At 70.2% G+C, this 17,384-nt stretch carries 1 pseudogene; it reads left to right on the top strand.

Annotated elements, in window-relative coordinates:
• Positions 1-34 precede the first annotated feature (34 nt).
• Positions 35-17,329: pseudogene (locus BR31_RS29845) on the top strand (non-ribosomal peptide synthase/polyketide synthase); the annotation flags it as partial.
• Between the last annotated feature and the right edge of the window lie 55 nt (positions 17,330-17,384).

Here is a 17,384-nt window from a genome sequence, read left to right on the forward strand (position 1 = left end):
CCGGCTGCACTCGGTGCTGACCGGCTACCCGGACGGTCGGGTCCCGATCGGGCCCGCGCTGCCGAACTACGAGCTGTACGTGCTCGATCAGCACCTGCGCCTGGTGCCCCCTGGTGTACCCGGCGAGCTGTACATCGGTGGTCCGCTGGTGCTCGCCCGCGGCTATGGCAACCGGGTGGCGCTCACCGCGTCCAGGTTCGTGGCCAACCCGTTCCGCGGCGTCGGTGAGCGGATGTATCAGTCCGGCGACGTCGTGTACTGGAATGCGGACGGCGAGCTGGAGTACGTCGGCCGCACCGACTTCCAGGTCAAGATCCGCGGTCTGCGGGTCGAGCTCGGCGAGATCGAGATGGCACTGCTGGCCGACCCGCGGGTGGGTCAGGTCGCCGTGGTGGTGAAGACCACCGAGACCGGGATCGACCGGTTGGTCGCCTACGTGGTTCCCTCCGACTCCCCGGACGGACTCGAAGAGGCGGTCACCGAGATCGCCCGGGGTGCCCTGCCCGACTACATGGTGCCCTCGGCGGTCGTGGTCCTCGACGAGTTCGAGCTGACCCCCAGCGGCAAGGTCGATCGGAAGGTGCTGCCGGATCCCGATTTCGGCTCCGCGGCTGAGGCCTACGTGGCGCCGGCGACTGTCGTCGAGGAGATCGTCGCGGCCGTGTACGGCGAGCTGCTGTCGGTGCGCCGGGTGTCCGCGACCGACAGCTTCTTCGACCTCGGCGGCGACTCGCTCGTCGCGACCAAGGTCGTGGCCCGGGTCAATGCGGGGACCGGGGCGGCACTGAGGCTGCGCGACCTCTTCGAGGCGCCGACGGTGTCCGAGCTGGCCGCCCGGATCGAAAGTGGGGAAGGCCGCGCAGGGACACACACCGAGCTGTCGGTCCGGCCGCGCTCCGGCCGGATCCCGCTGTCGCTGGCACAGTCTCGGATGTGGTTCCTGAACCAGTACGACACCACCTCGCCGGTCTACAACATCCCGATGGCGATCAGGCTCAGCGGCGCCCTCGACACCGACATCCTCCGGGCCGCGCTCGGTGACGTTCTCGAACGTCACGAGTCCCTCCGGACGATGTTCCCGAACGCGGACGACGGTCCGCATCAGGTGATCGTGCCCGCGGCGGACGTCGACCTCGACGTGCGCACCGCGACCGTCGCGGAGTCCGAGCTGCCGGCCGAGCTGATCGCGTTCTTCTCCCAGGGATTCGACGTGACCACCGCGATCCCGTTGCGGGTCACGATCGTCGAGATCGCCGATGCGGATGCCGCCGAGCACGTGCTCGCGATGTCGATCCATCACATCTCGTCCGACGGCGCCTCGACCGCGCCGCTGGCCAGGGACCTCGTCACGGCCTACCTGGCACGCGTCGCAGGCGAGGCGCCGCGGTGGTCCCCGCTCGAGGTCCAGTACGCCGACTTCAGCATCTGGCAGCGCGAGGTCCTCGGCACCCCCGACGACCCGAAGTCGTTGGCGGCGAAGCAGATCGAGTACTGGAAGTCCGCGCTGGACGGGATCCCGGAGGTCCTCGAACTCCCGGGCGACCGGCCGCGGCCCCCGCAGCAGTCCTTCAGGGCGGGCAGCGTCGCCTTCACCGTCGACCCCGAGCTGCGGAGGCGCCTCGACGCGCTCGCCCGCGAGCACGGTGCCACCCTGTTCATGGCCGTCCACGCGGCACTCGCGGTGCTCCTCTCGAGGCTCGGCAACACCGACGATATCGCAATCGCGACCCCTGTCGCCGGTCGCGGCGAGCGTCAGCTCGACGATCTCGTCGGCATGTTCGTCAACACGCTGGTGCTGCGCACGGCCATCGACGCGAACGCCTCGTTCGCCGAGCTCCTCGACCAGGTCCGGGAGACCGACCTCGGCGCGTTCGGCAATGCCGACGTGCCGTTCGAGCAGCTCGTCGAGGCCCTCAACCCGACCCGCTCGCGTGCACATTCGCCGTTCGCCCAGGTGATCCTCGGATTCCAGAACCTCGAACAGGCCGCGCTGGAACTGCCGGGTCTCACGGTGAGCGCGCTGGAGAGCGGCCTGCAGGTCGCGAAGTTCGACCTGCAGCTGATGATGATGGAGAGTGATCCCGCCGGTGGCGGCGCGCTGACCGCCGAGTTCACCTATGCCGCCGATCTGTTCGACGAATCGACGGTCGCGGACTTCGCCACTCGCTTCCTGCGGGTCCTGGAATCGGTCGTCGAGGCGCCGTCGCGCGCGGTCTCCGATGTGAGGCTGCTCGACCGCGACGAGCTGGCACGGCTCGCGCCGGTGTCGGGCGCCCCTTGCGTCGCGCCCGCGACCCTGCCGGAGCTGCTGACCGCGGCGGTCACGCTGAATCCGGACGCCAACGCGGTGGAGTACGGCGACCTCGCAGTGACCTATCGCGAACTCGACGAGCGCTCGAACAAGCTGGCGCGCACACTGATCAGGCTGGGTGTCGGGCCGGAGGACTTCGTCGCGGTGGCGCTGTCGCGCTCGATCGAGTCGGTGCTCGCGGTCTGGGCGATCGCGAAGACCGGCGCCGCCTATGTCCCGCTCGACCTGTCGTACCCGCGGGAGCGGATCGAGTACCTGATCGCCGACTCCGGTGTTCGGGTCGGGCTGGCGACGGGCGCAGGCATCGCGACGCTGCCCACCACCGTGACGTGGCTGCCGCTCGACAGCGCCGAGCTCGCCGCGGAGGTCGAGGCCGAGTCCGCGGCCCCGATCGGCGACGTGGACCGGATCCGCCCGCTGTCCCTCGAGTCCGGTGCCTACATGGTCTACACCTCCGGCTCGACGGGTCGGCCGAAGGGCGTCCTGGTCACCCACACCGGTCTGGCCAACCTCGCCGCACAGGAGCGCGAGCACTTCTCGGTGACCCCGCAGTCGCGGACGATGCACTTCGCGTCGCCGAGCTTCGACGGTGCGGTCCTCGAACTCCTGCTCGCGTTCGGCGCGGGCGCGACGATGGTGATCGTGCCGCAGGGAATCTATGGTGGCGCCGAGCTCGGCGACTTCCTGCGCGAGCGGAGGATCACCCACGCCTTCGTGACCACCGCGGCGCTCGCGACGGTCGAGCCGACCGGGCTCGACGCGCTCACCCATGTCGCAGTCGGTGGCGAGGCGGTGCACGCCGAGCTGGTGGCCAAGTGGGCCCCCGGCCGTCGGATGTTCGACATCTACGGTCCGACGGAGACCACCGTCGTCGTCACGATGAGCGCGCCGATGGTGCCGGGCGAGCGGATCACCATCGGTGGCCCGATCCGGGGAACGGACGCCCTCGTGCTCGACGACCGCCTCCGGCCGGTCCCGGTCGGCGTGCCCGGTGAGCTGTACTTCGCCGGTCCGGCGCTGGCCCGCGGCTACCACGAGCGGTTCGCGCTGACCGCGGACCGGTTCGTGGCGAACCCGTTCGCGGAGGACGGCTCTCGGATGTATCGCACCGGCGACGTCGTCCGCTGGGTCGAGGCCGACGGCGAACTGGCCATCGAGTACGTCGGCCGCAGCGACTTCCAGCTCAAGGTGCGCGGATTCCGCATCGAGCTCGGAGAGATCGATGCCGCCCTCTCGCGGCACGAGAGCGTCGAGTTCGCTGCCACCGTCGGACACAAGACGGCCTCGGGGAACACCGTCCTGGTCGCCTACGTCCTCGCGGCCGACGGCCACTCGATCGACAGGTCCGCACTGACCGAGTACGCGGGCGTCGAGATGCCGGCCCACATGGTGCCGTCGGCGTTCATGGAGATCGACGCGATCCCGCTGACCCCCAATGGCAAGTTCGACCGCAGTGGCCTGCCGGAACCGGTGTTCGAGCAGTCCGGTGAGTTCGTCGCCCCGCGTAACCCGATCGAGGAGGTCGTCGCCGGGGTCTTCGCCGACGTGCTCGGCGTCGACCGGGTGTCGGTGGACGAGGACTTCTTCGACGCAGGCGGCAACTCGTTGGTCGCGACCCGGGTGGTTGCCCGGGTGAATGCGGCGCTCGGAATCCGAATGGGTGTGCGTGAGCTGTTCGACGCGCCGACGGCGGCGTCTCTCGCGGTGGCGGCGGCCTCGGCAGGCCGCGACGGCGACCGGCCCGCGCTGGTGGCCGGGCCGCGCCCCGATCGGGTGCCGCTGTCGATGGCGCAGAAGCGGATCTGGTTCCTCAACCAGTTCGACACCGCCTCGGCCGCCTACAACATCCCGCTGGGGGTCCGGCTGACCGGCGACCTCGATGTCGTGGCGCTCGAGGCGGCCATGCGCGATGTGCTGGCGCGGCACGAGTCGCTGCGTACCGTGTTCCCGTCCGGCCCCCATGGTCCCGAGCAGCGGGTGATCCCGGTCGAGTCGGCGCACGTCGACCTGACCCGGAGCACCGTCGGCGAGGCGGACCTGATGGCGCGGGCGGCCGAGTTCGCCGGCCGTGGTTTCGATGTGACGGACTCGATCCCGTTGCGCGCGGCGCTGTTCGAGGTTGCTCCTGACGACCACGTCCTGCTCGTGGTGGTGCATCACATCAGTGCCGACGGCTCCTCGATGGCGCCCCTGGCCCGGGACGTGATGCTCGCGTATGTCGCTCGTTCGCAGGGCGAGGCGCCGCAGTGGGAGCCGCTCGCGGTGCAGTACGCGGACTTCGCGCTGTGGCAGCGGGAGGCGCTGGGCTCGGAGGACGACCCGGAGTCCGTGATCGCGACGCAGATCGAACACTGGCGCACCGCGCTGGACGGCCTGCCGGACCTGCTGGAACTGCCGACGGATCGGCCGCGCCCGGCCGTGCAGTCAATGGCAGGCGAACGGGTGAGCTTCCCCGTGCCCGCGGACGTCACTACCGGCGTCGAGGCCCTGGCACGGCGGTCGGGTGCGACCTCGTTCATGGTGATGCGGGCCGCCTATGCGGTGCTGTTGGCGCACCTGTCCGGGACCGGTGACATCGCGGTGGGTACGGCGGTGGCCGGTCGCGGTGAGGAGGCCCTCGACCCGATCGTGGGCATGTTCGTCAATACGTTGGTGCTGCGGACGCGAGTCGAGCCGGGTGCGACGTTCGCCGGTGTGCTCGAGTCGGTTCGCGAGGGTGACCTGCGGGCGTTCTCGCATGCGGATCTGCCGTTCGAGCGGTTGGTGGAGATCCTGGATCCGCCGCGGTCGACGGCGCACGCGCCGCTGGTGCAGGCTTCGTTCGGGTTCGAGAACATCGACTTCCCGGTCTTCGAGCTGCCTGGCCTGCGGGTCACCGGCCTCGAGACCGACCTCGGGCAGGCCAAGTACGACCTCGAGCTGTCGTTCTCCGAGATCGGCTCGGGCTTCGAGGGCACCTTCGGGTTCGCGACCGCGCTGTTCGACCGTGTCACGGTCGAGCGGATGGCTCGGCGGTATGTCCGGATTCTCGAGGCCGTGGTCGCTGATCCGGGTGTGGTGGTGGGCGATCTGGATCTGCTCGACGCGGCCGAGCGTGAGCGGATGTTGGTGGAGTTCAACCGGACCGAGTCGCCGGTGGAGCCGACCACGCTGGTCGAGCTGCTGGACCGCTCCGTGTTGCGTAACCCTGATGCGCCGGCGATGACGTTCGAGGGTGTGACGCTGTCGTTCGCGGAGTTCGATGCGCGGGTGAATCGTCTTGCGCGGCATCTGATCTCGTTGGGTGTGGGTGCCGAGGATCGGGTGGTCCTGGCGGCGCGGCGCTCGATGGAGATGCTGGTCGGGATGTACGCGGTGATGAAGGCCGGTGGTGCGTATGTGCCGGTGGATCCGGATCAGCCGGCCGACCGTGTGGAGCGGGTCCTGTCGCTGGCCCAGCCGGTGTGTGTGCTGACCACCTCCTGGGACCAGGCGGCACTGCCTGCCGATGTGCAGGTCGTCGAGATCGACAGGGTCGACGTGGCGCACCTGGCGGCCACGCCGATCACCGATGCCGAGCGGGTACGCCCGCTGCACCGCGGCAACCCGGCCTATGTGATTTTCACGTCGGGTTCGACGGGTGTGCCCAAGGGCGTGTCGGTCAGCCATGCGGCGATCGTCAACCAGCTCAGCTGGTTTGTCGGCGAGTACGAGATGACCGCTGCGGATGTGGTGATCCAGAAGACGCCGACGGTGTTCGATCCGTCGGTGTGGGAGTTGTTCGTCCCGTTCATCGTCGGCGGGCATCTGGTGATCGCGAAGCCCGAGGGGCATCGTGACGCGGAGTATCTGATTGAGCTGTCGCGCCGGTATGGCGCCACGGTGCTCGGGTTCGTGCCGTCCATGTTGGCGGCGTTCCTCGGCGGTCCGGAGCTGGCCTTCCCGCCGTCGGTGCGTGCGCTCCAGCTGGCCGGTGAGGCGTTGAGCCCGGACCTGGCGGCACGCACGATGCGGGCGTCGGACGTGCGGATCAACAATGCCTACGGTCCGGCCGAGACCACGCTGACGTCGGTGCATTACTGGGCCGACGGGTCGGAGACCACCGCGATGCCGATCGGTGTCCCGGTGTGGAACTCGCAGGCGTATGTGCTCGATGAGCGTCTGCACCCGGTCGCGCCGGGTGTCAGGGGTGAGCTGTATCTGTCGGGCGGTCAGGTAGCTCGCGGTTATCACGACCGGCCTGCTCTGACGGCGGAGCGGTTCGTCGCGAACCCGTACTCCCTGGCTGCGGGTGCGGTCATGTACCGCACCGGTGACGTCGCACGTTGGGGTGCCGACGGGCAGCTGGAATACCTGGGCCGCACGGACTTCCAGGTCAAGCTCCGTGGTCAGCGCATCGAGCTCGGGGAGATCGAGTCGGCACTGCTCGAGCAGCCGTCGGTCGAGCAAGCCGTCGTGGTCGCCACGGACACCGAACGCGGCAAACGGCTCGTCGGCTATGTCGTCGGATCGGATGTCGACACCACGGACCTGGGCGCTGCACTGTCCGCGACCCTGCCCGGCTACATGGTCCCGGACGCCATCGTGGTGCTCGAGGCCATGCCGGTGACCGGCAACGGCAAGCTCGATCGCAAGGCGTTGCCGGCACCGGACTTCGGTGGCGATGAGCGTGCGTATGTGGCGCCGCGGACCCCGGCGGAGGAGGCTCTCGCCGCGGTGTTCGCGGAGGTTCTCGGCGTGGACCGGGTCAGCGTGGAGGAGTCGTTCTTCGCGCTCGGCGGTGACAGCATCATGTCCATCCAGCTGGTCACGAGGGCCAAGGCAGCGGGCCTTGCCTTCACGGCCCGGCAGGTCTTCGAGCACCGCACGGTCGCGGGGCTCGCCGCGGTCGCCGGGGAGGCCACCGCGGCCGCCATCACCCTGGCGGAGCTGCCGGGCGGCGGAGTGGGCGAGATGCCGCTCACGCCGATCATGCGGGCCACCGCCGAGCGTGGCGGACTGCTGCGCCGGTTCTCGCAGTCGAGCTTCGTGACGTTGCCGCACGGAATCGACCGTGCCACGGTGGAATCGACGATCCAGTCCGTGCTCGATCGGCACGACGCGCTGCGTCTGCGATGGAACGCCGACGGCTCCGGGCTCACCGTCACCGAGACCGGGTCGGTCCCGGCGGCACGGCTGGTCCACCGCGTCGAGTTCGCGTCGCGGCCCGGTGCGGAGGAGTTCACCGCGCTGGTCCGTGGCGAGTTCGAGGCGGCCGCAGACCGGCTCGATCCCGCTGCGGGGGTCGTGGCCCAGTTCGTCTGGTTCGACCCGGCGGCCGGGGCCGGTGCCACCAACGGTCGCCTGTTGATGGTGATCCACCACCTCGCGGTCGACGGTGTGTCCTGGCGGATCCTGTTGCCGGACTTCGCGTCTGCGTGGGGCCAGGTGCACTCGGGTGCGCAGCCCGAGCTGCCCGAGGTGGGTACCTCGCTGCGCCGGTGGGCTCACGGGCTCGCCGAGGCCGCGGTGTCCGAGCGGCGCGCCGGGGAGCTCGGCTACTGGCGGAGCGTGCTCGAGGGCACCGACCCGACCCTCGGGTCGAGGCCGGTCGATCCCGCGATCGACGTGGTGTCGACGACTGCGGGGGTCCGGGTCGAGGCGTCCGCCGAGACCACCGAGGGGCTGCTGACCGCGGTGCCGCGGGCCTTCGGCGGCGGTGTCAACGACGGACTGCTCGCCGCCCTTGCGCTCGCGGTGGCGCGCTGGCGTGAGCGGCGCGGCGTCGCCGCGTCGGCGACCCTGCTGGGCCTGGAGGGACACGGCCGCGAGGAGGAGGCGGTCGAGGGTGCGGACCTGTCCCGCACCGTCGGCTGGTTCACCTCGCTGTTCCCGGTTCGGATCGACGTGTCGGGGGTGGACCTCGACGACGCCTTCGCGGGCGGCCCGGCCGCGGGTCAGGCGATCAAGATGGTCAAAGAACAGCTCCTCGCCGTCCCGGACCGGGGCATCGGATACGGACTCTTGCGGTACCTGAACGCGGACACGGCCCCGGACCTGAGCGGCTTCGCTGCCCCTCAGATCGGCTTCAACTACCTCGGCAGGACCGGCGCGTTCGAGGTCACCGACGAGATGCGCGAGATGGGCTGGGTGCCCGTCGGCGACGGCGGCGTCCTCGGGTCGGCCCTCGACCCGGACATGCCGGTGTCCGCGCTCGACATCAACGCGGTTGTCTCGAACTCCGAAGGCGTCGAGACACTCTCGACGGCGTTCGACTTCGCGACCGGCGTGCTGTCGGCCGAGGACGTCGCCGAATTGGCGGAGCTGTGGACCGCGGCGCTCGACGCGGTCGCGAGCCATGCGGGCAGCGAGGGCGCGGGTGGGTTCACCCCCTCCGACCTTCCGTTGGTCTCGCTGACGCAGTCGCAAATCGAAGGGTACGAGGCGCGCTTCCCGACGATGTCGGACATCTGGTCGCTCTCGCCGCTGCAGTACGGCATGTACTTCCATGCGGCGCTGGCAGAGTCCGCCGTCGACGTCTACACGGCACAGCTGTGTCTGCGGCTCGGCGGCGTCGTCGACGCCGACCGGATGCGCCGGGCCGCCCAGGCCCTGATCGATCGGCACCCCAGCTTCCGGACCGCCTTCGTCACCGACGACACGGGCATCGCGGCGCAGGTGGTGCTCGAGGACACCGAGATCCCGTTCGTCACCGTCGATCTGTCCGGCCTGGACGAGGCCGACCGGGGCGCCGAGCGGACCCGGATCGTCGAACAGGACCGACTGGCCAAGTTCGACCTGGGCGAGCCGCCGCTGATGCGGTTGACGCTGCTCACCCTCGGCGAGGGTGAGTACGAGCTGGTGGTGATGAACCATCACATCGCGATCGACGGTTGGTCCACGCCGTTGGTGCTCAAGGAACTGCTGGTGCTGTACGCGGCGGACGGCGACGCCTCGGTGCTCCCGCAGGCGCGCTCGTACCGCGACTTCCTGGCGTGGCTGGCCGAGCGCGACCACGCGCGTTCGTTGCGCGCGTGGGAGGACTCGCTCGCCGGTGTGGAGGGGCCGACGCTGCTCGTCTCCGGCGACCGGGGCCGCCAGCAGGACAACACCTCCGGCCAGTACCTCACCCAGCTGGGTGAGGCCGAGACCGCGGAACTCGTCTCCCGTGCACGCGAACTCGGCGTCACGCCGAACACCTTCGTGCAGGTCTCCTGGGCGATCCTGCTCGGCGCGCTCACCGGTCGCGAGGACACCGTGTTCGGAGCCACCGTCTCGGGCCGGCCGCCGGAGATCCCCGGCGTGGAGTCGATGATCGGCCTGTTCATCAACACGGTGCCGCTGCGCGTGCACCTGGATCCGTCGGAGTCGGTGACACACCTGCTCACCCGTGTGCAGGCCGAGCAGGCCGACCTGCTCGACCATCACTACGTCGGCCTGGCCGAGATCCAGCGCGCCGCAGGCGAAGCCGCGATGTTCGACACCCTCGCGGTGTTCGAGTCGTTCCCCGTCGACATGGCGGGCGCGACCTCGCAGACCGACATCGCCGGGATGCGGGTGCTCGGCATGGACGGCATCGATGCCGCGCACTACCCGGTCGCGATGACTGCCAGCCTGGACAGCGCGCTGCACCTGAAGTTCATCCACGCCACCGAACTGGTCGACGAGGCGGCGGTGCGGACCCTGTCCGAGCGATTCATCCGCGTACTCACCACGGTGGTCGCCGAGCCGTCGACGGCGGTGGGCGACGTGGCCGTCACCGACGCGGCCGAGCGCGCGGCGCTGTCCCCGGTGCGGGGACCGGTCCGACCGGAGCCGGCCCGGACGCTGCCCGAACTGTTGGCAGCCGCGGCCGCGGACCGGGCTGCGACCGCCCTGATCCTCGGCGACCGGACCGTGTCCTACGGGGAACTCGACGATCGCTCGAACGCGCTCGCACGGGTTCTCGTCGAGGCCGGAGTCGGACCGGAGTCGTTCGTGGCCCTCGCGTTGCCGCGCTCGATCGAGTCGCAGGTGTCGCTGTGGGCGATCGCGAAGACCGGTGCCGCGTTCGTGCCGATGGACCCGGCGTACCCGTCGGACCGCATCGAGCACATGGTCACCGACTCCGGAGCGGTACTCGGGCTCACCGACACCGAGCACGCGGCGGACCTGCCGGGCGGAGGATCCGCCGCGGCCCTCTCGTGGCTGGTCCTCGACGACCCGCGGTTCGCGGACCGGTTGGCGGCCGCCTCGACCACACCGCTGACCGACGCCGATCGCACGGCGCCGGTGCGTGAAACCGATGCCGCGTACGTGATCTACACGTCCGGGTCGACCGGACTGCCGAAGGGCGTCGTCGTCTCCCATGTGGGCCTGGCGAACTTCGCGGCTGAGCAGCGCGAGCGCTATTCGGTGACCTCGGGGTCGCGGGCGCTGCACTTCTCGTCGCCGAGCTTCGACGCGTCGATGCTGGAGCTGTTGCTGGCGATCGGGTCGGGTGCGGCCCTGGTGATCGTGCCGCCGGCCGTCTACGGCGGGTCGGAGCTGGCCGAGGTGATCGCCACGGGCGGCGCGACGCACGCGTTCATCACCCCGGGCGCGCTGGCCTCGCTCTCGCCCGAGGGCCTGGACTGCCTGCAGCATCTGGTCGCGGGCGGTGAGGCGGTACCGGACAACCTGGTCGACATCTGGGCGCCGGGCCGCAACTTCTACAACGGCTACGGCCCGACCGAGACGATCATCATGGCGGCGATCAGCAACGCCCTGACCCCCGGCGAGCTGCTCACGATCGGCGGACCCATCCGGAACATGACTGCCGTGGTCCTCGACTCGCGGCTGCGGCCGGTCCCGGTCGGGGTGGCCGGCGAGCTGTACATCGGCGGCGTCCAGATGGCCCGCGGTTACCATGCCCGCCCGGCATTGACCGCGGATCGATTCGTGGCCAACCCCTTCGGTGATCCCGGTGCCCGCATGTACCGAAGCGGCGACGTGGTGCGCTGGGTCCGACGTGGGGCGAGCGGAGCGACGGGGGATGTCCCTGCCGACGGACTCGAGATCGAGTACGTCGGCCGCAGCGACTTCCAGGTGAAGGTCCGTGGTTTCCGCATCGAGCTCGGCGAGATCGACGCGGCGCTGTCCGCGCACGAGACGGTGGACTTCGCGGTCACCGTCGGCAGGCAGGGACCATCGGGGGCCACGGTGCTCGTGGCGTACGTCGTGCCGGTCGCATCCGCGACGGTCGACGTCGCCGCCCTGACCGAGTTCGTCGGCCGCTCGCTGCTCGCGCACATGGTGCCGTCGGCGATCGTGGTCCTCGATGCGATCCCGTTGACCGTCAACGGCAAGGTGGACCGCAAGGCGCTGCCCGAGCCCGACTTCGGTTCCTCGCTCGAATCGTTCGTGGCTCCCACGAACCCGGTGGAGGAGATCCTGGCCGGACTGTTCGCCGAGGTTCTCGGCGTGGACCGCGTCAGCGTGGTCGACTCGTTCTTCGCGCTGGGCGGCGACAGCATCGTCTCGATCCAGCTGGTCACCCGGGCCAAGGCGGCCGGCGTGCTGATCCGGGCACGGGATGTGTTCGAGCGCAAGACCGTCGCCGGATTGGCGCAGGTCGCCACGCTCACCTCGGAGTCCGGCGGCGCGGTGGTTCTCGCCGAGCTCGAGGGCGGGGGAGTCGGCGACATGCCGCTGACCCCGATCATGCGATGGATGACCGAACGCCCCGGTGGCCACAACCGGCTGCTCATGCCGGCCTATCTCGCGCTGCCCGAGGGCATCGACCGAGCCGGCCTCCTGGCCACCCTTGGTGCAATCTTCGAGCGACACGACATGCTCCGTTCGTCGATCCGCGGTGCCGACCCGATCCTGTCGATCGGTGCCGCGGGCTCCGTCGACGTGGACGCGTTGATCAGCCGGGTCGAGTTCGATGCCGGGTCGCTGCCGGGCAGCCCAGAATTCGAGGCCCTCGCGGCTCCCGCCTTCGAGGAGGCGGCCGGTCTCCTCGACCTCGCCACGGGTTCGGTCGTGCGGTTCGTGTGGTTCGACTTGGCCCCCGGCACGGAGGGCGCAGGCCGACTGCTCATCGTCGCCCACCACCTCATCGTCGACGGCGTCTCCTGGCGCATCCTGGTCGCGGACCTGCTGGCCGCCTGGCAGTTCGTTGCCGGGGGCGCCACTCCGGAGCTGCCGCCGGTCGGGACCTCCATGCGCCGCTGGGCGCACGGTCTCGCCGACGAGGCGAACAGCGCGGCCAGGGAAGCCGAGATGTCGTACTGGCGAACGGTGCAGGGCGGGGACGACCCGTTGCTGGCGTCACGCCCGCTCGACCCGGCGGTCGACGTGTTCGCGTCCATCGCCGAGGTGAAGGTCGAACTGTCCGACCAGGTCACCGACGCGCTGTTGACGGCGGTGCCCGCGGCCGTCCGGGGCGGCGTGAACGACGGCCTGCTCGCTGCGCTGGCCCTCGCCGTCTCGGCATGGCGTCGCGATCGCGGCGTGGACGAGTCCTCGACGCTGATCAAGCTCGAGGGCCACGGCCGCGAGGAAGACACCGTGCCCGGTGCGGACCTGACCAGGACCGTCGGCTGGTTCACCAGTATGTTCCCGCTCCGGCTCGACCTGCCCGGGATCGATCTCGACGACGCACTGGCCGGCGGTGCCGCCGTCGGTTCGGCGGTCAAGGCAGTGAAGGAACAGCTGCTCGCGCTGCCAGACAAGGGCATCGGGTACGGCCTGCTGCGGTACCTGAACGAGCGGACGTCGGCCGAACTGGCCGCACTGCCGCTGCCGCAGATCGGCTTCAACTACCTCGGCCAGCTCGGCGGCGAGGAGCCGTCGGATTCTGCGCCGATCGGCTGGCTGCCCGCTCCGAAGGGCGAGCTGTCGGTGTCGGCGGCGCCGGACGCGGACCTGCCCGCCGCGGCGGTCGTGGACATCAACGCCGAGGTCACCGGGGCCCGGCTGAGCGCCACCTTCGCGTACCCCCCGGGACTGATCGACGAGTCCGAGGTGCGTGCACTGGCCGAGCTGTGGTCGCGGGCGCTCGAGGCCATCGGGCGCTGGGCCGAGGCGACGCCGAGAGCGGCGTTCACTCCTGCCGATCTGCCGCTGGTGTCGTTGTCGCAGCACGAGATCGAGAGGGTCGAGGCCGAGTACCCGTCACTGGCGGATGTCTGGTCGCTGACGCCGCTGCAGGAGGGCATGTTCTTCCATGCGGTGCTGGCGGAGAGCTCGACCTCGCTCGACGTCTACACCTCGCAGGTGGTGATCGAACTCGGCGGAGCCGTCGACGTCGCCCGCCTGCGCGCGGCGGCACAGGCGCTGGTGGACCGGCACCCGAACCTGCGGGCCGGTTTCCGGCATGACGACGAGGGCAACGCGATCCAGGTGATCGTGGACGGGGCGAGCGTTCCGTTCCGCGAGGTGGACCTCGGCCGCAACGGCGACGACGGCGACCGCCAGCGGATCCTGGACGAGGACCGGAGGCAGCGGTTCGAGATGTCCGAGCCCCCGCTGGTCCGGTTCAGTCTCATCACGCGAGCGGACGGTACGTACTCGCTCGCGATGACGAGCCACCACATCCTGGTCGACGGTTGGTCGATGCCGTTGCTGCTCAAGGATCTGATCGTGCTGTACGCGGTCCGCGGCGACGGATCGGTGCTCCCGCCGGTCCGCTCGTACCGGGACTTCCTCGAATGGCTGTCCACGCGCGACGCGGCGGCCTCGCTCGAGCAGTGGAGCGCGTCCCTTGTGGGTGCGGAGGAGCCGACGCTGCTGGCGCCCGCCGACCGTGGTCGCGAACAGTCCTCGCTTCCCGGGCAGGTCAGCCTGCACCTGTCGGCCGAACGGACCGACCTGCTTGCCGGGCTCGCGCGCGAACTGGGCGTCACCCTGAACACGGTGGTACAGATGGCGTGGGGCCTGGTGCTCTCGCGCCTGGTCGGCCGCGACGACGTCGTGTTCGGTGCCACGGTCTCGGGTCGCCCGCCCGAGCTGTCTGGCGTGGAGTCGATGGTCGGCATGTTCATCAATACGCTGCCCGTGCACATCCGCGTGGATCGCGCCGAGACGGTGACCGAGCTGCTGCGCCGCATCCAGGGTGAGCAGTCGGATCTGCTCGAACACCATCACGTGGGCCTGCAGACGATCCAGCAGCGCACGGGGGTGGGTTCCGTGTTCGACACCATCACCGTGTTCGAGTCGTACCCGGTCGATGCCGCCGCCGCGACCGCGGACGCGGACATCGACGGCATGCGCCTGCTCGGCGTGGGTGGCGCGGATGCGAACACCTTCCCGCTGTCGCTGTACATCGAGGCGGGTGATCGCCTGCAGTTGGACGCGAAGTTCCTCACGGACCTCTTCGCACCAGAGGAGATCGAGGCGATCCTGGACCGGGTCGACCGGATCCTCGCCGCGGTGGTCGCGGATCCGGGCGCCAGGGTCGGGGTCCTCGACGTGCTCTCCGACACGGAGTACGCCGAACTCGAGCGCTGGAACGCGACCGATCACGAGATCCCGGCGGCGACGCTGGCCGATCTCTTCGATGCCCAGGTGGCGCGGACGCCGGATGCGGTGGCACTGGTGTTCGAGGGCCAGGAGCTCACGTACGCCGAGTTCGATGCGCGCGCCAACCGCCTCGCCCGCCACCTGATCGACAAGGGCGTCGGCCCGGAATCGATGGTGGGCCTTGGTATCCGGCGTTCGCTCGACCTGATGATCGGCATGTACGCGATCGTCAAGGCGGGCGGCGCCTACGTGCCGATCGATCCGGATCACCCGGCCGAGCGCACCACCTACGTGCTGGAGACGGCCGACCCGGTGTGTGTGCTGAGCACACGGCGTGACCGGATCGATGTCGATCCACGTTTCGAGGTCCTCGAGATCGACCTGCTCGACACCTCGGCGTACGACGACGCCCCGGTGACCGATGCGGACCGTCGCGCCCCGCTGCAACTGGACAACTCGGCGTACGTGATGTTCACGTCGGGTTCGACCGGCAAGCCGAAGGGCGTGGTGGTCACGCATCGGGCGATCGTGAACCAGTTGGTGTGGAAGCAGTCCGAGTACGGTCTGGGCGCCGATGATGTGGTGTTGCAGCAGATCGCGATGACGTTCGACGTCTCGGTGTGGGAGTTCTTCTGGGCCTTGCAGAACGGTGCCCGCCTGGTGATCGCCAAGCCGGACGGCCACAAGGACATGGAGTACCTGGCCGGGCTGATCGCCGGGCACGGTGTCACCACGGCGACCTTCGTGCCGTCCCCGCTCGGCGTGTTCGTCGCGGTCGCCGACGCGCTGTCGCTGCGCACCCTGCGGCGGGCGTTCGTGATCGGTGAGGCGTTGCCGCCCGAGACCGCGGCACGGTGGCGCGAGCTCACCCCGGCCGGCCTGCACAACATGTACGGGCCCACCGAGGCGGCCGTCTCGGTGACCAACTGGAAGGCCCGCCCGGAGGACACGGTCACGACGCCGATCGGGTTGCCGCAGTGGAACGTCCAGGTGCACGTGCTGGACGCCGGTTTGCGGCCCACCCCGGCCGGGGTGGCGGGCGAGCTGTACCTGGCGGGCCCGCAGCTGGCCCGTGGGTACCTGACCCGGCCGGGTATCACCTCGGATCGCTTCGTGGCGAACCCGTACGGCGATGCAGGCGAGCGGATGTACCGCACCGGTGACCTGGTCCGGCGACGGGCGGACGGGGTGCTCGAGTACATCGGGCGCACCGACTTCCAGGTGAAGCTGCGCGGTCAGCGGATCGAGCTCGAGGAGATCGAGTCGGCCGTGCGGGGCTTCGACGGGGTGCGGCAGACCGCGGTCCTGGTGCAGTCCGACGAGCGCGGCGACCATCTGGTGGCCTACGTGGTCGCGGAGGACGGCGTCACCGTGCATGCGGACGAGCTGAAGCGGCACGTGGCGACGGTCCTGCCGGTGTACATGGTGCCGAATGCGGTCGTCGTGCTCGACGAGTTCCCGCTGAACGCCAGCGGCAAGCTCGACCGCAAACTGCTGCCGGTGCCGGAGTTCGCGGACACCGGCGAGTACCGGGCCCCGAGCACGGCCACCGAGGCCACCGTCGCGGAGGTGCTCGCGGAGGTACTCGAGATCGAGAAGGTGTCCGTGGACGCGTCCTTCTTCGACCTGGGCGGCAACTCGCTGACCGCGACCCGGGTGATGGCGCGGCTCGCCGAAGAGCTCGGGGTCACGGTGCCGCTGCGGGCCGTGTTCCTCGATCCGACGGCCGAGGGCATCGCCGCGGCGATCGACGCCGAGTCGGGCGAGTCCGGGGCGGACATGTTCGACGTCCTGCTCCCGATCCGCGCGGCCGGTGAGCGGTCGCCGGTCTTCGCCGTGCACCCGGTGCTGGGGCTGTCCTGGGCGTACACGGCGCTGTCGCCGGTGCTGGACGGGCAGACGCCCGTCTACGGTCTGCAGTCGCCCGCTGCGTCCGGCGATGCCACGCTGCCGGACTCGATCGAGGAGATCGCGCACCGGTACGTGACGGAGATCCGAGCCGTGCAGCCGAGCGGGCCGTACCGGCTGCTGGGCTGGTCGCTCGGTGGCGTGATCGCGCACGCCATGGCCGTCGAGCTCCAGGCCGCGGGGGAGTCGGTCGAGCGGCTGATCATGCTCGACAGCTTCACCGGCGACGCGGCGGACGCACTCGGCGAGGGCGCGGCGGTGACGGCGGAGGAGATCCTCGGCGGCTTCGGCATCGCGGCGACGGCAGACCTCGATCCGGCGGAGGCCGGCATCGACGAGGTGCTGGAACTGATCCGGGCGTCGACCGGCGGTCCGCTGTCCGCGGTGTCCGAGGACTGGCTGCGACAGATGGTCGCGTCGGCCACGAACTCGGTGGAGTTGATGCGCCGCTACGTCCCCGGCCGCTTCGAAGGCGACCTGGTGCTGTTCACCGCGGGCCACGGGCGGGAGGACGACACCATTGCGGCGCGGTCCTGGTCCCCGGCGGTGTCGGGCACGGTCCGGCACCGGTCCGTACGCGCCACGCACTGGGCGATGATGAGCCCCGCCGCGCTCGAGGAGATGGGGCCGGTGCTTCGGGAACTGTTGGCAGGCCCGGTCGAGTAGCCAACCGCACGAGAAAGGCCCCGCCCGTGAGGGCGGGGCCTTTCTCGTCGATCGG

The sequence above is a fragment of the Rhodococcus sp. UNC363MFTsu5.1 genome (genome assembly GCF_000686785.1).
GTDB lineage: Bacteria > Actinomycetota > Actinomycetes > Mycobacteriales > Mycobacteriaceae > Rhodococcus_G > Rhodococcus_G maanshanensis.